General features: G+C 32.8%; 20 protein-coding genes. 13 read left to right on the forward strand and 7 right to left on the reverse strand.

The genetic code is table 11. The annotated features are described in order from the left end of the window. Window positions 1–19: 19 nt before the first annotated feature. A complete protein-coding gene (locus ACF91D_RS14115; RefSeq protein WP_107589810.1) occupies window positions 20–856 on the reverse strand; it encodes a MerR family transcriptional regulator in 837 nt (278 codons plus the stop codon). 379 nt (window positions 857–1235) lie between these two features. On the opposite strand from ACF91D_RS14115, the gene dcuS reads away from it, so the two are divergent. The 5 genes from dcuS to ACF91D_RS14140 all read left to right on the forward strand — a co-directional run bounded on the left by dcuS (window position 1236) and on the right by ACF91D_RS14140 (window position 7025). After that, window positions 1236–2840, forward strand: a complete 1605-nt coding sequence (gene dcuS / locus ACF91D_RS14120; RefSeq protein WP_107589811.1) for a DcuS/MalK family sensor histidine kinase — start codon at window positions 1236–1238, stop codon at window positions 2838–2840. Then, window positions 2840–3553, forward strand: coding sequence for a response regulator (locus tag ACF91D_RS14125; RefSeq protein WP_107589812.1), 714 nt, complete (start codon window positions 2840–2842; stop codon window positions 3551–3553). The genes dcuS and ACF91D_RS14125 overlap by 1 nt, the downstream gene beginning before the upstream one ends. Before the next feature lie 216 nt (window positions 3554–3769). Further along, the gene (locus ACF91D_RS14130) at window positions 3770–5140 is read left to right on the forward strand and encodes a 2-hydroxycarboxylate transporter family protein (RefSeq protein ID WP_107527333.1); all 1371 of its coding nucleotides are present in this window, start codon (window positions 3770–3772) and stop codon (window positions 5138–5140) included. 50 nt (window positions 5141–5190) lie between these two features. Beyond that, window positions 5191–6375 carry an NAD(P)-dependent malic enzyme gene (locus ACF91D_RS14135; RefSeq protein ID WP_107589813.1) on the forward strand — a complete coding sequence of 395 codons (1185 nt, stop codon included), beginning with the start codon at window positions 5191–5193 and terminating at the stop codon, window positions 6373–6375. A gap of 170 nt (window positions 6376–6545) precedes the next feature. Continuing rightward, window positions 6546–7025, forward strand: a complete 480-nt coding sequence (locus tag ACF91D_RS14140) for a GNAT family N-acetyltransferase (RefSeq protein WP_107589814.1) — start codon at window positions 6546–6548, stop codon at window positions 7023–7025. Window positions 7026–7070: 45 nt separating this feature from the next. Here ACF91D_RS14140 and ACF91D_RS14145 read toward each other — a convergent pair whose 3' ends face one another. Beyond that, entirely contained in the window at window positions 7071–7727 is a 657-nt protein-coding gene (locus ACF91D_RS14145) for an HXXEE domain-containing protein (protein ID WP_107513220.1), read from the reverse strand. Window positions 7728–8039: 312 nt separating this feature from the next. Here ACF91D_RS14145 and ACF91D_RS14150 point away from each other — a divergent pair, with 312 nt between their 5' ends. Continuing rightward, window positions 8040–8795 carry a zinc ribbon domain-containing protein gene (locus ACF91D_RS14150; protein ID WP_107589815.1) on the forward strand — a complete coding sequence of 252 codons (756 nt, stop codon included), beginning with the start codon at window positions 8040–8042 and terminating at the stop codon, window positions 8793–8795. Window positions 8796–8799: 4 nt separating this feature from the next. Next, window positions 8800–10140 carry a TcaA NTF2-like domain-containing protein gene (locus tag ACF91D_RS14155; protein WP_107589816.1) on the forward strand — a complete coding sequence of 447 codons (1341 nt, stop codon included), beginning with the start codon at window positions 8800–8802 and terminating at the stop codon, window positions 10138–10140. Window positions 10141–10277: 137 nt separating this feature from the next. Here ACF91D_RS14155 and ACF91D_RS14160 read toward each other — a convergent pair whose 3' ends face one another. The 4 genes from ACF91D_RS14160 to ACF91D_RS14175 all read right to left on the reverse strand — a co-directional run bounded on the left by ACF91D_RS14160 (window position 10278) and on the right by ACF91D_RS14175 (window position 15386). Continuing rightward, window positions 10278–11174, reverse strand: coding sequence for a PhzF family phenazine biosynthesis protein (locus ACF91D_RS14160; protein WP_107589817.1), 897 nt, complete (start codon window positions 11172–11174; stop codon window positions 10278–10280). Window positions 11175–11215: 41 nt separating this feature from the next. Further along, window positions 11216–12427, reverse strand: coding sequence for a CynX/NimT family MFS transporter (locus tag ACF91D_RS14165; protein ID WP_107527330.1), 1212 nt, complete (start codon window positions 12425–12427; stop codon window positions 11216–11218). Between the two features lie 392 nt (window positions 12428–12819). Beyond that, window positions 12820–14067 carry a dicarboxylate/amino acid:cation symporter gene (locus tag ACF91D_RS14170; protein WP_042737924.1) on the reverse strand — a complete coding sequence of 416 codons (1248 nt, stop codon included), beginning with the start codon at window positions 14065–14067 and terminating at the stop codon, window positions 12820–12822. A gap of 506 nt (window positions 14068–14573) precedes the next feature. Next, entirely contained in the window at window positions 14574–15386 is an 813-nt protein-coding gene (locus tag ACF91D_RS14175; RefSeq protein ID WP_107527955.1) for an oxidoreductase, read from the reverse strand. A 262-nt stretch (window positions 15387–15648) separates the two neighbouring features. Between ACF91D_RS14175 and ACF91D_RS14180 the strand changes: the two genes are divergently transcribed. The 6 genes from ACF91D_RS14180 (at window position 15649) to ACF91D_RS14205 (ending at window position 20234) form a co-directional block, all read left to right on the forward strand. Next, window positions 15649–16410: an SDR family oxidoreductase gene (locus tag ACF91D_RS14180; RefSeq protein WP_042737775.1), complete on the forward strand. Its 762-nt coding sequence runs from the start codon at window positions 15649–15651 to the stop codon at window positions 16408–16410. Between the two features lie 90 nt (window positions 16411–16500). Continuing rightward, a complete protein-coding gene (locus ACF91D_RS14185) occupies window positions 16501–16818 on the forward strand; it encodes an ArsR/SmtB family transcription factor (protein ID WP_042737776.1) in 318 nt (105 codons plus the stop codon). Between the two features lie 65 nt (window positions 16819–16883). After that, a complete protein-coding gene (locus ACF91D_RS14190; protein WP_042737777.1) occupies window positions 16884–17315 on the forward strand; it encodes a DMT family transporter in 432 nt (143 codons plus the stop codon). A 10-nt stretch (window positions 17316–17325) separates the two neighbouring features. Next, complete coding sequence (locus ACF91D_RS14195; protein ID WP_107513419.1) at window positions 17326–17793, forward strand: DMT family transporter; 468 nt, start codon at window positions 17326–17328, stop codon at window positions 17791–17793. 300 nt (window positions 17794–18093) lie between these two features. Next, on the forward strand, window positions 18094–18729 hold the full coding sequence (locus ACF91D_RS14200) for an esterase/lipase family protein (protein WP_107589818.1): 636 nt from the start codon (window positions 18094–18096) through the stop codon (window positions 18727–18729). A 197-nt stretch (window positions 18730–18926) separates the two neighbouring features. Next, window positions 18927–20234: a TrkH family potassium uptake protein gene (locus ACF91D_RS14205; protein ID WP_107589819.1), complete on the forward strand. Its 1308-nt coding sequence runs from the start codon at window positions 18927–18929 to the stop codon at window positions 20232–20234. A gap of 137 nt (window positions 20235–20371) precedes the next feature. Here ACF91D_RS14205 and ACF91D_RS14210 read toward each other — a convergent pair whose 3' ends face one another. Then, entirely contained in the window at window positions 20372–20572 is a 201-nt protein-coding gene (locus ACF91D_RS14210; protein ID WP_042737781.1) for a hypothetical protein, read from the reverse strand. Window positions 20573–20708: the final 136 nt, after the last annotated feature.

A 20708-nucleotide genomic window follows, 5' to 3' on the forward strand; every position in this document is an offset into this window, starting at 1 on the left:
ATTTATTTTTTTACAATTACTACAATAATGTCCTTTCAAATGAATCATTCTGTTTTACTGGTATACATATTTTTGTGACGTATTTATCCGGTCCGTCTGTACTTACCTCATCTACAACATACTCTTCGTAACTATCACCATCAATTTGATAACCCTTCAGCTTTAAAAATGCCTTAATTCTCTTATGTGTCTTATATATCGTATCATCGTGACCTTCATGATAGGCAACAACGAACTGCCCTGCTGCTCGCATATGATGCGCCTGATCAATACCATAATCTATCTTTATATAGAAATATTGATAGTCATCATAATTCCCATTCATAATATGGTCTTGAGAGAGCAGTGCGCCGATAGGGTGACCGAAGTCTAACCGGTTGTCTCGAATAAAGCGCATTAAAGCATGAGATGTCTCCTTCATCGAGTTGCCTGTAACACTTTCGCTAAGCAAATAATAACTTTCAGGCAGAGTAACGATTTCGATATTCGTGAAATCCGCTTCATTAGATTCTATTAAATGCTGTCTACGATTTTGAATTGATAATTTAAGTTGCTCCATCTCCTTTATCTGCCGGTCGATTTCATGCGCTTTATGCTCCAACAACTTAATCGTTTCTGTAACTGATCTATCATCTAAAAATGTCTTGATTTCAGTCAACGATAGCTGTAAGTCCTTTAATATCTCAATCACACTAAATATTTCAAGCTGCTTTAAGGAATAATAGCGATAGCCTTTGTCATTTCTATACTCTGGTTGTAAAATACCGATTTCATCATAATGGAACAGTGTTTGCTTTTTCACTCCACATAATGTTGCAAATTCGCCTGTTGTAAATATCGCCTCTGATACACTCATTATTTATCTCCTCAATCTTTCACAGATTCTATTCAATGTTTGAGAAAAACATTTTTCTCTCACAAAATAACATCACTACACTATCACAATAACTGCATTGTATTATTTTTATTTTAACTGATTTTTCAATGATAATAAAAAACTAACCTTTATAGTGACAATCTCTTTTAGTTTAATTAACTCATTTCTATTGTAGTATTTTAAATCCTTAAATATCTTAATTTCCCATTTAAAGGTTGTAAAATTATAATTTTGAGATATTCTTATTTAGAAGAAATAAGTATATATTTAGTAACAATTTATGTAATGAATCAAAATTTTAAGAACTGATATGATTTGACTTATATATTGTTTAAACATAGTTAGGATGGGAATTATTTTGCAAAAACGACAACTTAAACTTAGTACAATCATCATTATATACGTCTGTTTAGTGGTTATATTTTCACTGTTAATCACCAGTTTACTGATTAGTAATACAGTACGTCATGCCGTACAAAAAACTGCAGAAGAAAAGTCTGAAGTTATTTCACGTACTATTGCACAATCAGATATTGTCAAAACTGGTTTAAAACATAAACAAGAAGCACAGTCGATTCAAAAATATACTTCTGAAATACAAAAGGCTACGGGTGTCCAATTTATTGTCGTTATGGACATGCACGGTATCCGTAAATCGCATCCGAATCCAAAATTAATCGGTGAGCGATTCCAAGGCGGCGATGAGACTAAAGCTTTACACGGTCACAGTACGTCTTCGATTTCAGAAGGAACGCTCGGTAAATCATTACGCTCATTTACTCCTATATACGACAGTCATGACAAGCAGATTGGTGTCGTCGCTGTTGGTGTACCAATGAAACACGTTAATGAGGCATTTGCCGATGGAAATAAGAAAATTTTAATCGGTACGGTATTAGGTATCTTGGTAGGTATTATAGGTGCCTTTCTAGTATCCCGTTATATTAAAAAAACACTGCTCGGTTTAGAACCTTCTGCTATAGCTAAATTACTAGAAGAACGTAATACAATGCTACAATCTGTGCATGAAGGTATTGTGGCTGTTGACCACGAAGGTAAGATTAATTTAGTTAATCGTTCAGCGAAAGATATTTTCCGTAAGGCAGGTCTTCCAGACAAAGCGATTGGCGTCAAAATTAATGACTATATGCAGTCTACCCAACTTCCGAAAGTATTAGAAAATGGTCGTCCGGAAGTCGATGAAGAACAAAATATTAATGGCATTAAAATATTAGTAAATCGTGTGCCACTCTATGTGAATAACGAAATTGTCGGTGCAATTTCAACATTTAGAGACAAAACAGAAATCAGCCAATTATCTGAGCAATTAGTTGGTGTAAAGACTTATGCAGAAACTTTGCGCGCACAGTCACACGAATTTAGTAATCGCCTACATGTTATCTTAGGCATGATTCAAATGGAAAATTATAATGACTTAAAGCAATATATTTATGAAATAGTTGAACACGGTACCCAGGAAAATGAGAATATCGCAGTCAATATCAAAGATGCAGCCTTGGCTGGTTTTTTAATCGGAAAATTAAGCCTTGCAAGAGAACATAATATTGAACTTGAAATCATCAATCAAACCGTCATTCCAGAACCACAACATTCATATTTAACACACGATACGATTACAATTATTGGAAATCTGATTGACAACAGTCTAGAAGCCTTAACTAATGCTGAACTTAAGCACAAATCGATCGAAGTTTATTTACAATATAATAATGATATATTAACAATAGATGTGATCGATTCAGGTCATGGTTTATCTGAATCATCTGAGGCAGATATTTTCAAAAAAGGCTATTCTACCAAAGGAGATCATAGGGGGTATGGATTGTACCTTGTTAAACAAAGTATCGACAACCTTGAAGGTCAAATTACCCTCCAGACAAATACTCGAGGAAATACACACTTTACAGTAGTAGTGCCATATGCAGAAAAGAGGAATCAATAATGATACGAGTACTTATAGTGGAAGACGATCCAATGGTAGCTCAACTAAACAAACAATTTATAGAAAAAGTTGAAGGATACGATTTAGTCGACATTACACATAATGTAAAAGACGCTACTTCAGTCATCGAAACTCAACCCATCGACTTAGTATTATTAGATGTCTATATGCCAGACGAAAACGGTCTAACATTATTAACTTATATAAGAGAACATCACTATAAAATAGACGCAATTTTAATAACTGCCGCTTCTGATGCAGATAAAATACAAACAGCAATGCGTTATGGTGCAATCGATTATCTCATAAAGCCATTTGAATTTGAGCGCTTTAAACAGTCGCTATTACAATATAAACACAAGCACCAATTTTTCAATGAAAATCAAAGCTTTGATCAATCAACGTTAGACAGTAGATTATTTAATAAATCAGAAACAAAAAGCGATGGAACAGCTACCTTACCTAAAGGTTTAACAAAAGGTACACTTCAAGCTATTATCGATAAGGTAAACCACTCTGGCAAACAAACCTTTTCAACAGATGAAATAGCAGAAATTGCAGATGTTTCTAGAGTTTCAGTTAGAAAATATCTGAAATTCCTTGCAGATATTAATGTGTTAGAAGAATCACTAACATACGGCATTGGTCGTCCCGTATATCAATATAAATTCAGGCAAGATAATTTACATTATTTAACGCCCTATTTAAATTAAGCTATTCGAATATATAGCGTATGGGTTAAATTTTTATTAACCATAATTAAAAGCAGCAGTACCCTTGCAGACTATACAGCATCTATATCAGTTGTATACAAATGTAAGATACTGTTGCTCTTTTTTTAATTACAAAAAGATTATTAAACTTTCATAAACTGTGCAATTCCCTTATTTAATCCTATGATATGCATATGATAATTAAGGGGGATTAATATGATTTCAAAAAGCGAAATGAAAGCGCTTACTGTTGATGGCGAAGAACAGGCGAAATATGACGTTCAAGAAGGTAAGTCAAAGGGGATTTGGGCTAAGCTCATGCAGATAAAGATTGGCGTCGTTCCTTTACCACTCTATGTTACATTGGCAGCCATTATCTTTGCTGCATCAGTTTACAATACATTGCCACCAGATATGATTGGCGGATTCGCAGTCATCATGATCTTAGGTATTTTATTAGGTGATCTAGGTAACCGTATACCCATATTAAAGGACATTGGCGGTCCTGCAATTTTGGCATTACTCATACCGTCCATTTTAGTATTTTTAAACTTGATTAACCCGGCATCAATGAAAGCTGTAACAACATTAATGAAAACTTCCAACTTCCTATATTTCTACATTTCTTGCTTAGTCGTTGGTAGTATCTTAGGCATGAATGGAAAAGTATTGATTCAAGGCTTTACACGTATGTTTGTCCCATTAGTCGTCGGCACACTATCCGCTGTAGGTATGGGTATCTTGGTTGGTCTTTTATTTGGATATGATGTTAAACATACATTATTCTTTATCATTGTGCCAATCATTGGTGGTGGAATTGGTGAAGGTATCTTACCACTTTCGATTGCGTATTCATCTATTTTAGGTGAATCTGCAGAATCCTTTGTAGGGCAAATGATTCCGGCAGCCGTTATCGGTAATATACTCGCAGTAGTCTGTGCTGGTTTAATGATGCGCTTAGGTGAAAAGAAAACACACCTATCTGGTAATGGTTCACTAGTAAAAGCAGATAAAGGTGATGATTTATTACAAGAAAAAGATGCGAGCGATAAACCTGTAGATTTTTCACTAATGGGAGCTGGCTTATTAATCGCATGTACATTCTTTATTGTAGGTACACTTGGACATAAATTTATTGGTATTCCTGGACCAGTTATTATGATTTTATTTGCAACATTCATTAAATGCTTAAGCTGGATGCCTAATAAAATGGAAGAAGGCGCACACCATTTATATAAATTTATCTCAACTAGCTTAACATGGCCACTCATGGTTGGTTTAGGGATGTTATATATTCCACTAGGTGATGTCGTTAAAATCGTAACACCTGCCTATGTCATTATTTGTGCCGCAGTTGTCTTAACGATGATTGCATCAGGCTACTTTGTTGGAAAAATTATGAAGATGTACCCTGTCGATGCAGCCATCGTTACAGGTTGTCATAGTGGTTTAGGAGGAACTGGTGATGTTGCTATTCTATCTGCATCTAAACGTATGGCGTTAATGCCTTTCGCACAAGTCGCTACAAGAATTGGTGGCGTATCAACAGTCATATTAGCCACTTTATTATTAAAGTTATTCAGTTAACATAGCATGATGAATATAAGAGACTAAATAAGGATTAAGGAGTAATCATAATGTCAGTAGAAGAAGAAAAGTTAGACCCAGTTAAATTTCACGAACAACATGCAGGTAAGATAGCAATCAATAGTAAAGTTGATGTCTATTCAGAAGAAGATTTGAGTGTTGTTTATACACCTGGCGTTTCACAAGTATGTACAGCTATCGCAAATGATGAAACGAAGGCAAACACGCTTACATCTCGCGGTAACATGATCGGTGTCATCACCGATGGTACAGCCGTTCTTGGTTTAGGAGACATTGGACCTAAGGCTGCTATTCCAGTTATGGAAGGTAAAAGTATTCTATTCAAGCAATTAGCAGGTGTTGATGCTTTCCCTATTTCGCTTGATACTAAAGACACTGAAGAGATTATCTCAATTGTCAAAGCATTACAACCTAACTTTGCTGGAATCAATTTAGAAGATATTTCCGCACCACGTTGCTTTGAAATTGAAAAAAGACTTATCGAAGAACTTGATATTCCTGTATTCCATGACGATCAACACGGTACAGCCATCGTTGTCTTAGCCGCATTAATTAACGCTATTAAAGTAGTTGAAAAGGAACACTATGACATTAAAATAATCATTAATGGTGCCGGTTCAGCTGGTATTGCAATTGCTAAATTACTGCTCGAAGCTGGTTATACAGATATAACACTTGTCAGTCTAGAAGGTGTAGTTTGTGAAGGTGAAACTTGGATGAACACTGCGCAACAAGACATTGCACAGCGCACTAATCGTACACATCAGCGTGGTAACTTAACTCAAGTTATTGATGGTGCCGATGTATTTATCGGTGTATCTGGTCCAAAAGTGCTTACTCAAGCACATATTAAATCTATGAATGACCAACCTATCATCTTTGCACTAGCGAATCCAGTACCTGAAATCTATCCAGAAGAAGCATTAGCTGCAGGTGCTGCAGTAGTAGGTACCGGTCGCTCTGATTTCGCTAACCAAATTAACAATCTACTTGCATTCCCTGGCATATTCAGAGGAATTTTAGATGCAAAAACTAAATATATCTCAATGGATACAAAAGTTGCTGCAGCGACAGCAATCGCCAGTGTCATCACGGAAGATGAACTAAACCCCGAGTTCGTTATTCCAAATGCCTTAGATCCTCGCGTTATCTCAGAAGTAGCCAAAGCCGTTCAAGAAAATGCATTAAAAGAAATCGCAATACCGACAAAATAAGTTTTATATCATAAGCCAACGATTGAGTGACGTACTTCAATCGTTGGCTTTTTTACATCTAAATAAGCCCCTAACTCTTTATCTAGAGATTAGGGGCCTTTGCCAAATAATTTACGAATTAAATAGTTTCAACTATACTAGTTGAAAATCTTAATAATGAAGGTGATTATTTGAACATATCTGCAACAAACTCAGAGTCGGATGTCATGACTATTCATGAAATAATGCTACAATCCTTTTCTGAGTATCAATATGATAACGTACCATCAAGTGCATTAAAGGAGACCATAAATACAATAAAAAATGCATTTAATAAAGGGGAATGTGCCTTAATAGCATATCAAGATGACAAAGCAATCGGTATGTTACGCTTTCAAATAGAAGAAACAGAATTATATTTCTATCGCCTTTCTGTACTCCCTATTTATCAAAGACAAGGAGTTGCAAAATCTTTATTAAATCATTTAGAAGATTACTGTATGAAGCATCAAATTTCTAAAATTAAATGTAAAGTTCGTGCTAACATTTGGAAAAACATTAATCTCTATAAACAAAGTGGTTACCATATTTATAAGCAAGAACAAATCTATAAAGATACATCACATCCGTTAACCATTGTTTCCATGTTTAAACCATTAGATAATTTCTAATAAATAAGCCCCTAACTCTTTATCTAGAGATTAGGGGCCTTTGCTTTATCCTTTTTTAAATTTAGCAAATTCCAATACTTTATTATACCGTTCATGTTGCCAGTCAGAAATGACATACTGCGACTTTCTACTTTTCAACTTCTCAAATGGCAAAGTAATAGTTAAAAAGACCGCTATGAAATAGACTAAAATCGCTAAAATCCATGTAACAAAATTGACTAGATGAAAATGATGAACGTAATAGACATAATAAATACTTATTGGTAAAAAGAATACCACACTAGATACGAGCCCAGGATTATACCAAGTGCCTAGTGCCCTATTTATTGAATAACCATGTCCAAAAAACTGCATTAAATTAAATATCATAGTCGCTAATCCTAACCAAATAAGTTGAGGAAATATTAAAGCGCATATATAAAGAACATATACACTCATATTGACGACAAATGTCGACAAAGTATTTCCTGGGTAATGGCTAAAATCAACTTCTTCTCTGAAACTTGCTTTATTAACTACAATAGGTGCCCCGCCAGGATAAACAAATTCTTCAAATTGATGTATAGCTAACGCAATTATGCTAAACATCAATATCATTTGCAGTCCATCTAAACGTTGATAACCCCAAAAAACCATATATAAACTAAGTATAATCACAACGAACACAGTAAGGTATTGCCAATAATTGCTGATAAATTTCATGTTCTCTCTCCAAGCACCAAGTATATTTAACTAATTTTTAAATACACAAAGAAATTAATACTTTATGTAATTTATAATTTCAAATTAAGTTATCTATACCACTTTTGTAATAAAAGAAAACAACACTGGCTTTTTACTTAGATTTTGTCAATTTGCAGTGTGCTCATTTTGTTTCAAATAAAAAACATATGCCACAACATAACATTTTAATTTTAATACTAGTAAATTGATTGTATTTTCTAAAAATTCTATAAAATTTTACAAAAAAATATGGTAAACTCTAAATAAACTTAAAAATAAGGAGTGTTTACAATGCATTGCTCAAATTGCGGCTCATTAGTAAGTGAAAATGATCGTTTTTGTGGAGAATGTGGTAATCAACTACAAACCAATTCTCAATCCCCTGAATCATCAAATAATAACAACGAAAGAGTAGAGATATTCAAGCAAAATGTTACTCAGTATTCAAGTAATATTTTTGCTGAGGGTAAGCGGTTTTTCCAATCTGTATTTACAAAATTAGATTCAGAAATTGAAAGTACGAGGACCTTCTCATATAAATTTATAGCAACCCTTTTAGGTATTGGCTTAATTTTATTGCTTATTTTCACTTCTATCTTAATCCCTACTGAGATAAGTTATCTTGGTATTTCAAAGGGATCTATCGTTGCAAAAATATTCTTCTTTGTAATTATCGCATTAGTAGTTCTCTTTGCAATTACGGTTGGTATTAATAAAATTTTAAATATTAAAACAACCATCCATAAAACTTTATCTGATTTCATTGCATTTAATACATATGCTACATTGTTATTTTTTATCGGTGCAATTTTCCTGTTAATACAAGTACCTAGCTTTGCTATTTTCTTAATTATTGTCAGTTTATTACTATTTATTATTTCTCCTATTTATTTATTCGCTAAATACAGTTCATCAAGTAACTTACGTATTCCTGTCGTATATGGAATTTTAATTTATTTTATTATCATCGCAATTATTATAAGAATAATAGTTGAAAGCAGTATTTCAAGTACAATAGATCTTTTCCAATCATATTTAGGAGTTTAAACAGATGAATTATTGTAGAAATTGTGGCGCAAAAGTAAAAGACCACCAAAAGAATTGTACCAATTGCGGAAAATCTTTAGAAGATAATAAGCAAAGTAACAAAAGCAATAAAAGTAATAAAAAAACTTTAATCATTGTTGGTGTAATCGTTATTATATTAATTTTGTTTTTCGTATTATTTAAAATTATTGAATCAACATTATCTCCAACAAACCAAGCGAAAGCAGTTGCTCAGGATTTAAAAAAGGGTAACACTAACAACTTAGCAAAAGATTTAGAATTTAATGGAAGAAATTTAAATAAAACAGAATCTAAAGCACTATACAAATATATTGAAGAAACAGATAGTCCAGATCGAATTGCAAATGAAATTGAAAGTAATGTTAAAAGCATGAAAGAAAACAAAACTGGTATTGCTTCAGTAAGTGCGAATGATACTGAAATTATAAACATAAGAAAAAATGGTAAGAAGTATGGGATTTTCAATAACTATGATTTCACTGTTGGTAAACAAAGTGTGAAAATCGACCCTGATAGCAACAGTACAATCGAATACAAATATAATAACAAAGACCATAAAATCAAATTATCGCAAGATGAAGAAAAGGTTTTTGCCACACTACCAATCGGCGATTATAAACTTAAAGCAAAGAAAACGATAGGCAAAGATACATTTGATGGTTATATCGTTATTAAAATGTCTGATGATGATACTGTAAGTGAAGATTTCAACGAAAAATATTTAGATGTTAGTATCAATGAGGAAGCAATTAATGATAATTCAAAAATATATTTATATGTAAATAACAAGAAAACATCAACTTATGATATATATGATGATTATCTATATGGCCCCTATAAACCAGATGCTAAATTAAATGTCTTTGCACAAACAACTGTTGATGGCAAAACATTTAAAACAGACTCAGTAGAAGCACCTACGTTAGAAAAAGGTAAAAAAACAGTGCCTGTTAAGTTGAAGTTTAATAAAGATCAGATTGAAAAACATCAAAAGAATGCCGAAATAAAAGAAGATGTTCAAACCTTTATGGAAGATTATACAGACGCTTTAAATGAAGCATATGAGGAAGAAGAATTTTCTTATGTATCTAGTTACTTTAAGAGTGATTCTAAAGCAGCTGATCATATAGAAGACAGAGTTGAATCTGGAGATGATGTTGAATATTCAGATCCTAAAGTAACCAAGTACAGTAAAAATGGAGACACCGTAACGATTGAAACTGAGAAAAAAGATAAATCAGGAAATACAATTCGTTCACAATACGTCCTTGACTATGATGATCTACTCTCCGACTTTGAAATTAAAAGTTATACAGATATTTAATAAACAATAAATTTGAAACATAAATATCACTTATTATATAAAAACGCCAATCTATTTAAAATAGCAATTGGCGTTTTTATTTTAACTTGTCCACAATAATCTGCCTATCAAAATTTCCTGCGTTATCAACTTATGTACTAATTCAAAATAATTTCCATAGTAGTAACATATATTGCTGTTCCAGTAATTTGAACATTATAATTCTTTTCATCTCTTGATACACTGACAATAACCCTACCATCTCTTTCTATTTCTTGTCCTTGTTCGACCACAAACTGATAGGTGTCTTGAGGCTCATGGTCAACAAATTCTGCATAATATGCTCCCATCACGCCAGAAGCTGTTCCAGTAACTGGATCTTCCACAGTTCCAGAATACGGAGATGAAAAATGTCTACCATGCATATCTGCCTCTGCATCATAAGTTTCAAAGCATAAGGGATGAATTGATACTTTTGGCATATCCGTTAGAATATCTGGAAATTTAGCAGTTTGAGGTTTCATTTGTTGCATTGCAGCTAATGACTTAACAGGAACGATAAGCGTCCACAATCCTGTACTACCGTATACAATAGGTAAATCATCAACAATGTCTGCCTCAGTTATATTTAGTGCAGTCGCTAAATCTGCGTTTGAACCAGTGAATAATTTAAATTCTGGAACAGTTTGTTGCATTGTAATATTGATATGCTGTGTAGCATCAACTTCTAATTGAACAGCTAATATTCCTGCTTTGGTTTCAATGCGGAAATCTTTTTTGTCTGGTAATTGTCCAACTGATTTTAAAGCATATAATGTTGCCATAGTAGCATGACCACATAAATTCATTTCTTGTCCAGGTGTAAAGTACCGTATTTTAATATCAGCAGAATCGGAACTTAGTGCAAATGCCGTTTCATTAAATCCTACTTGTTGTGCGATATCTTGCATTGTTTGTTCAGACAAACCATCAGCATTTAGGACTACCCCTGCAGGATTACCTTTATTTGGTGTATTACTGAATGCATCATAATGGTGTACTTTAATTTTAGTCATTTTTCAAATACTCCTCTCAAAATAAATCATAAATAGAGCAACTATTCATCTTCAATCACTTTATTTTCAGCAGCAAAGTAACCAAATACTGCAAAAAGTAATGACATGACTAACAGGGAGGTAATACCTATTTGCCAACCTCCACTTACATCATAAGTAAACCCTACACAAATAGGACCCATAGCACCAATAAAATAACCTAATGATTGACCAAAGCCTGACAAAGAAACACTACCGTCACTCGTACGTGCCCTTATTGAAAAAAACGTCATACACAAACTAAAACATGCGCCCATAGCTAATCCAGAGACAATAATGCCAATAACTAATAATATGAAACTGTGAGTAAATAACAGACCAAAACCAATTAAAAATAAGAATGATACGATAAAAACTAAAATACGTTGGTCTTTCAATTTGTCTGCAATAATAGGAAAGGTAAATGTCATAGGTACTTGTGCAAATTGATTTATCATAAATAAGTAACCAGCAGTGGTGGGTTCTATGCCTCTATCCATTAAAATAGAAGGCACCCATGCGACAACTGTATAAACAATCATTGATTGAAACCCCATAGTGATTGCTATCATCCATGATAATTTTGATTTAAAGACATTTTTATGACAGTGGGAAGTCGTTGGACTGTGTTGCTTCGTAGCTTTTTCAATGTGGAAGACGTGTACGGCCTTTGGTAGCCATAAAATAATTGCAATAATTGCTAAAACAAACCAAACCGAGAGTGAAATTCTGAAACTAAGAGGTGAAATTGTAGATAATGGAAAGCTCAAACCACCACCAATGCCGGCAGTGAAATGCATAGTGGCACTATAAATACCTGTAGCAATGCCAATTTGCGTTGGGAAATACCATTTCACAAAACTTGGCAATAATACATTACCAAAAGCAATACCGATACCTAACAGCACAGTACCTAATAAAAATACATTAATGTCACCAATTACTCGAACAATCAGTGCAACACTGAGTAATAAAGTGGATAGTAAAATAGTCCTGGATACTGTTAAATGCGCCGTTATCTTTGAAACTAACGGTGAAACAATGGCAAAGATTATTAAAGGAATCGTAATTAACGATCCAGCCACGCTATCACTCACTTTCAATACTTCCGTAATTTCACTAACCACTGGCCCTACAGAGGTTAATGGCGCACGTAAAGTGGAAGCGATAAATATAATCGCTATGATAATACCCCAATTTTCTTTTATCCTGTGTATACGATAAGTTTCGCCCATCTCATGCAACCTTTCTAAGTTAAATTTCAATTCAATACCATAAAAATTACAATCTTCTCAACTCGTTAATCTTTCTAAAATTGATCAACATCTCACCAAACATATATCAACGATTCATCAAAATTATATTTTTCATGATATAAAATTGTTAAAAAATATATTAACGTAGCAAAAAAACGTTTTCAAATAATAGATTGTTTTGTAACTATTTAAACTAAAAAAAGTAACACTTCTTTGACTCGCTCAAATCATAAACATTAATGGGTATTTAATACCAAAAAATCACCGCTATTAATACTGAATTATATAAAAAGAGGTAGTTTCCTACTTTTCAGGAAACTACCTCTTTCATCACTTATATTTGTTCGTTGAAGTCTACTTAATCAACCAAACTATGCCTGGCCTTTCAAATATTCTTCTCCTCGTTTTTTATCATATACGCCTTCTGATTTTGCAATTACAACACTTGCCACTGAGTTACCTAATACGTTAACACATGTTCTCAACATTTCTAAGATTCTGTCCACACCAATAATTAATGCAAGTCCTTGTGGATTTAATCCGACTGATCCTAATGTTGTTAACAATACTACGATAGAGGCACCAGGTACACCTGCCATACCTTTTGAAGTTAACATCAAAGTAATCATTAAGATAATTTGTTCGCCAATACTTAAATGTACGCCGTAGAGTTGTGCAACGAATAATGCTGCAATAGATTGGTACATCGCTGCACCATCAAGGTTGAATGAGTAACCCGTTGGTAATACGAAAGATGCAATATCTCTCGGTACACCAAAGCGTTCCATTTTTCTCATAACAGTTGGCAATACCGCTTCTGAACTTGCCGTAGAAAATGCAAGCATGAGCTCGTTTTTCAATAATTTCATGATACTGACAATTTTTACGCCACATAAACGTGATACGATGCCCAGTACGATGAAGATAAAGAAGAACATCGCAATAACAACTGTTAAACATAATTTAAATAATGGTATTAACGCTGAAATACCAAAAGTAATAATCGTTGTACTAATAAAAGCAAAAACAGCGATTGGTGCTAATAATAAGACCTTACCAATCATCCAGAATACAGCTTCTAATGCGCCACCTAAAAAGTCTTTAACTGGTTTCGCTTTTTCGCCAATTGCTGCCAAAGCAAGACCAAAGAACACAGAGAAAAAGATAATTGGCAATAACTCACCTGAAGATAATGCCTCAAATATATTGGTTGGAACGATATTTACTACCGTATCTATTAAATGGTTTCCATATGTACTACCTTCTGCACTTTTTGCAGTACTTTCATATTTTGAAATATCACCTTTAGGTAATAAATCTGCATTCAAACCACTACCTGGTTTAAATAAGTTCCCAAAGATTAAACCTAAAGCGATTGCAAAAGTTGTCATGAAAATAAAGTACAGTAATGTTTTACCACCATAACGTCCAATTGTCTTTGTATCACCAACGTTTGAAATAGATATTGCTAATGAACAAAATACAATCGGTACAACTATCATTTTAATTAAATTTAAAAATATATCCCCGAATGGTTGAATATAATTAATAACATCTTTGTTGCCATGTAGAATACTTCCTACAATTACCCCTAAAATTAAAGCGATGACTATTTGCATAGGCAAACTAACTTTTTTAAAAAATTTCACACTCTTCCTCCTCACAAATATTAAAAAGGAGCGCCCTTTAAAAATTCACTTCCTCAGTCATGCACATAGCTATTTGTCCTAAAAATAATAATTATGTGTTAACTCTAAAATATATAACATAAGCATACGATATGTATTTATAAAGCTTAAAAGGCGTTGCTTTTTAATAATGAAAACGTTTTTAATAAAAAGGATATACTCCCATCAAAGACTAAGTATCATTGTTAATCTTTGAAAAAAGTATATCTACAGTTTATAACTATTCAATATATTAAATTTTTCTCTACGCTTTGACTATTATATCTTGAATTTTCAATAATTCAAAGTACTTTTTATATTAAAAAGTTTTGCGAAACATATATTCATTTTCTACAAATCACTACAGCTTTTAAATTAATAAATCTACATTAATGTTTATATTTACTCAAAAAAACTGTTACAAAAGGATTTATCACCCTTTTGTAATGAATTTTGACTTACATACTTCTTTGGATAATCCAGTTATATAATTTACTTGGTAAAATTTTGTTCACAAAAACTAAACATTTTGCAAATTTCCCAACAATAAATCGTTGACGTATATGTTGATGCTCCACTGTCTTAACTATGCGTTTTGCTACAACAGATGGTTGTGGCAATTGGTTAGAGTTAAATTGTGTACGTAACATGTCTGCTATAACTGCAGATTTCTCTTGATATGCACCACCTTGTGATACTTTTGTTAAATTATCCGCAGCGATTAACCCCCAATTTGTATTAATACTTCCCGGTTGAATTACAACAACTTTGATACCAAACGCTTCAAGCTCTAAACGTAAGCTTGAGCTATAACCTTCCAAAGCATGTTTAGATGCGTTATACCATGCCCCAAAATAGCTAGGCAAACGACCGCTTATTGATGAGACATTAACGATTGTGCCACTACGTTGCGCACGCATCGTCGGTAAAACTGCTTTAATCATTTCTGATAAACCAAATAAGTTTACCTCAAACTGCTTTCTCGCTTCATCTAATTCAATATCTTCAACTGCCCCTAATGAACCATATCCTGCACTATTCACTAGGACATCTATTTTACCTTCTTTTTTTACAATTTCATTTACTACTGCATTAATTTGTTGTTGATCTGTAACATCTAATTCTACAATATGCGCATGATAAGCTTTTAAGGACTGCATTTTTTCTACAGTTCTGGATCCAGCATAAACAATATAATCTTTTTTCGCTAAATACTTAGCAGTTTCATAACCGATACCACTACTCGCGCCTGTTACTAAAGCTACTTTCATTTTTCCCATTCTCCTGTTCATAATGACTTCCTGTCGTTGTGCAAACATACCATAAATTCGCATTTTTTTAAAAAGTTATATTAATCCGTCATTAAATATTTTTATTTCAGTCATTACATAATATAAATGGTTATCTCTACACTTTAATAAAACTTAAATATGCCTAACACATTTTGCTAAATTTATAAAAACTGATTATTAGAAATTCAACTTTAAACGTAATATACTTTTCACACTTAATTTTTAAATAGAGGTGTTTATATTGAATATAAAAGGTAACACAATTTTAGTTACAGGTGGCGCATCAGGCATTGGTTATCAATTTTCTAAGAAATTTTACAATAATGACAATCAAATCATCGTGTGTGGCCGTAATACTGAAAAACTGACTACATTAGAAGCTGAATTTCCTGAAATCATTACCAAGCAATGTGATGTTACACATGCTGATGAAAGAGTTGCATTGTTTGAGTGGGTAACGACGCATTATCCAGATGTCAACGTTATCGTCAATAATGCAGGAATTCAAAATCGTTTCAACCTTTTAACTGCAGATGCCAAAAATGACTGGGAATCACTAAAGACGGAAATAGATATTAACTTTGATGCTACAGTTCAATTTTCAATATTATTTGGTCAATATTTCGCTAAAAGTAATAATGAAGCTAGTATTATTAATGTTTCGTCTGGGTTAGCCTTTTCACCGATGGCAATTGCACCTATTTATTCTGCAACGAAAGCAGCGGTTAGTTCGTTTTCCACTAGTTTAAGACATCAACTCTCTGAAACAAACACTAATGTTTATGAAGTCATTCCTCCAGCTGTGAATACAGACTTAGGTGGTAAAGGTATCCATACATTTGGCGCAGATCCGACAGACTTTATCAATGAAATCTTTGAAGGTTTAGTTCAAGATAAACATCACATTGGATATGGGTCGTCTAAGGAACGTCTAACAATGACGAAAGAGGAATTAGACCAAGTTACTTCAGATATGTATCAACAACTCAAAGATACGATTTAATATACTAAGTAACTACAATTATTAATGCTTGATTTATATTATTAAATTTTATGTTTGACATTTCGAAAATTATCGAATAGTATAATTCACATGGAAAATATAGTAGATGTTTTTAAAGTATTGAGTAACCGCACACGCGTAGATATTTTAATTTGGCTAAAGAACCCACTAGAACATTTTGATAAGCCTACTGCTCATCTCAATAAGAACATGAGTGAAAAAGGTGGCGTTTGTGTTGGTGACATTCAGGAAAAGGCTAATATGTCCCCATCAACCGTCTCTCATTATTTGAAAATGATGCAACAAGTGGGATTATTGGAATCAGAACGACATGGTCAATGGACATACTATAGAAGAAATGAAGCCAATATTAATCAATTAGTCAATATTATGAAAAAGGATCTTTAATATAGAGATTCTTTTTTTACGATAACAATTCGTTAATTCGCGAAATAAAGAAAAGAGGAAAGTTAATGAAGAAGTTTGTTTTTTATATCATCGCGATTGTCGCTGGTATATTTTTAAGTATTGAAGGTTCTATTTATGCTGTTTTAGGTGATCATATTGGAAAGTTGGAAAGTAGTTTATATAACTTTGCTGTTGGTTCAATCATTTTAGCAATCGCCTTATTATTTTTAGGGAAGGGATCACTATCTTATACCGTTAGAGCACCCAAATGGGAACTAACTGGAGGATTACTTGGGGTAGTCTACCTTACCGTCTTAGTATTTGCAATTCCTGTAATTGGTGTTGGACTTGCGATGGGTAGTGTCGTAGTTGGTCAAATGATAATGAGCGCCATTATTGAACATTACGGCTTGCTCGGCAGTGAGAAAAAGCCCCTGCGCATCGAAAAAATTATCGCGATTATATTAATGATAATCGCCTTAACATTAATATATTAGGAGGTTTATGATGCAAATATTTATAGTAATTAGTACACTCATTGCAGGCATTACGTTAAGTACACAATCAGCAGTTAATGGCTCTTTTAGTAAGAAGGCTGGAACATTAGAAAGTGCATTTCTAACATTTATTACTGGTGGCTTTATTTTATTTATTATCACTTTATTCTTTGGGCATGGTAGCTTTTTAGAATTCTTTCACGCACCTAAATGGCAACTTGCTGCAGTTTGGTTTGGTGTTGGTTATTTATTCTTAACTATTGTAGCCATACCGAAAATTGGTGTTATATCTGCCAATATATCTGCCGTTATTGGACAGTTAACAATGGGGATGGTCATTGATCATTTTGGTTGGTTTGAAGGCTTAACCATTCACTTTGATGTGAAAAGAGTTGCCGCTCTAATTATTATGTTAATCGCGTTAAGATTAATATATAAAGCTGAAATTAAAAATAGTGTATATGGTGCTAAATCATAATTATTAGTGCTTTTTCTATATTAAAAATGGAATGCTATGATTAATAAAAGAACTATAACTTTCGTATGAATTACTCCCCTTATATAAGCAGTAAAAACAAATATTTATGGCTACCTTATATTTATAATATGAGCGTAGCCATTTTTAATGTAATTCTTTAATATTCAAATATTTAAATCGCTTTTTTTATTCTAAAACTATATCTATAAATAATTAACAATTTTTTAATAAAAATTATATTGATATTCTTTAATTTTAATTTTATTATTATCTTAAATATAGATTTAGGAGATATAGGATATGAAAAAAATAATAATAACTTTTGTTTTAAGTGTCTTACTTACATTTTCAGCGTTAACTAGCTTTACCCCTAATACTGAAGCAGCTACAACAAAGCATAACCCTGTCGTCTTTGTACACGGTATTGGTGGCAGTGCATCAAATTTCTATGGCATTAAAAATTATTTGGCTTCTCAAGGTTGGGACCGAAATCAATTCTATGCGGTGGAATTCTACAATAAACAAGGATCTAATTCTACAAATGGGCCACAACTAAAAAGATATATCGATAGTGTGTTACAAAAAACTGGTGCTAAAAAAGTTGATATCGTCGCACACAGCATGGGTGGCGCAAATACAATGTATTTCATCAAAAACTTAGGTGGAGAAACTAAAGTATCTAATGTCGTAACTTTAGCAGGTGCAAATGGTTTAACTACAAATCAAGCAATTAATGGTCCTGGAGAAGACAATAAGATTAGATATACTTCTATTTATAGCCTTTCAGATGGTGTGGTTGCTGCAAACCTTTCATACTTAAACGGTGGTAAGAATATTCGTCTTCCAGGCATTACGCACCTTCAATTTTTATATAATAATCAAGTCAATCAATATATTAAAGATGGATTAAACGGTGGCGGCACAAGTTTAAATTAATCTATAAACTATTTATTATGCAGTACGGTTCAACACTTTCGTCGATTATTCACTTAGCAGTGATGATCCTCGAAGGTGTTTTTTATTATTAAGCTACATTAGAAAATACTATTTTAAAATAAAGTTGAAATAATACTTGCTATAAATAAATTATAGGCGTACTATCCTATATATCTATTAAAACAAGGTGATTAAAGTTGAAAAATGTTACTCAATTAACTTATTTATATTTATCACTATTTTTAACAACTACAGTAATTGGTTCCCTACTGTTATATTTACCTGTAACCGGTAAGAAGCCAATATCATTAATCGATGCTTTTTTCGTCGCTAGTAGCGCGTTCACGGTAACTGGACTCTCTACCGTTGATGTACCGAAACAATTTAATGCCTTAGGAGAAACCATCATTATGCTCCTCATACAAATCGGAGGAATAGGAATTGTAACGCTATCGATATTTGTACTGATCTTAAGTCGTAAAAAAATCACATATAATGAACGTAGTTTATTAATGATTACATGGAACAGTGATAAAAATGCTAGTTTATTAAAGTTAACGATCCAAATGATCGCATTTGCATTTGGCGTAGAGTTCTTAGGATTCTTAATGTTAAATTTAGTATTTATACCAAATTACGGTTTAGCCCGTGGTAGTTTCATCAGTTTATTCACATCCGTTTCTGCATTTAATAATGCTGGATTTTCACTGTTTTCAGATAATCTTATGTCCTATAGTGGTAATCCAATGATTAACATCATTGTACCCGCACTTATTATTTTAGGGGGAATAGGTTATATCGTTATCTTAGATGTTATTAAAACTCGTAAAATCACCAAGCTAAAATTACACACTAAAATTGTACTCGTGTCGACATTTACATTGATTGTTGGTGGTACTATTGCATTTTGGTTATTAGAGTATCATCATGTACTCAAAGGCTCTAGCGTTCATGAACAGTTATTCAAATCATTCTTCCAGTCCGTCTCTACACGTACTGCTGGATTTAACTCTGTCGATATGAGTAAGATTACGAATCCGACTATTCTCGTGTTTATCGTACTGATGTTTATCGGGGCTGCACCAATGAGTTCTGCTGGTGGTATCAAAGTGACAACTTTCACAGTTATTCTCGTTTACATTTATTCACGAATGATGGGCATTGAACATCCACAAATTTTCAAACGATCTTTACTCAAACATCAAGTAAACAATGCCATATTAATATTTGTTTTAGGTATGTTTTCAATTGGTATCGCAACATTTATTATTACCATTGCCGAACCCCATATTCCCTTTATAAAATTGTTATTTGAAGTGGTTTCAGCATTTGGTACAGTTGGATTATCGACAGGTATCACTGCCGATCTTTCTACGATTTCTAAAATTGTAATTATTTGCGTAATGATTCTTGGAAAGGTTGGATTGTTCATTTTATTATCAATTTTCCAAGCACCAAAAGTAGAATCATCATACTATTATGCTAAAGAAGAAATACAAATGTAATTATAAGATGAGGTGCTAGCTAACTACCGGCAATTTAAAAAAGGCTAATCGAGGAAATTAATCTCTCGATTAGCCTTTTTACTAATGATGTTAGTTTATCAGTCATAAACCTTTGTGTAACCTGATATCGTTAATATTTATGCTTTATGCTTTAAATAGCTATATACTGCAATTACAATAGCAGCCGTTGATAAAGCGAATAATGGAATCACATAGAAAATCTTACCTTTAGCTTGATTTTGTTCCAACTCTTGTATACGTAAAGCATGAATTTCTAATTCTTCTCTAGAATCCATATAATCGTCTTTGATATTATATTGTTGGTTTTTCTTTTTCATAACTTTCATCCCCTTTAATCCTCGTTCTTAAATTATATAGATTAAATGAAAATTTGCAAGTTTATATTAAATAAGAACTTATTCTGAAAAAAGGTTAAATTCCACCTATAATATCTCTCATATTGTGCCTCGTTAA

Source organism: Staphylococcus sp. 231237_7MaSpsaltlick, from assembly GCF_043107035.1.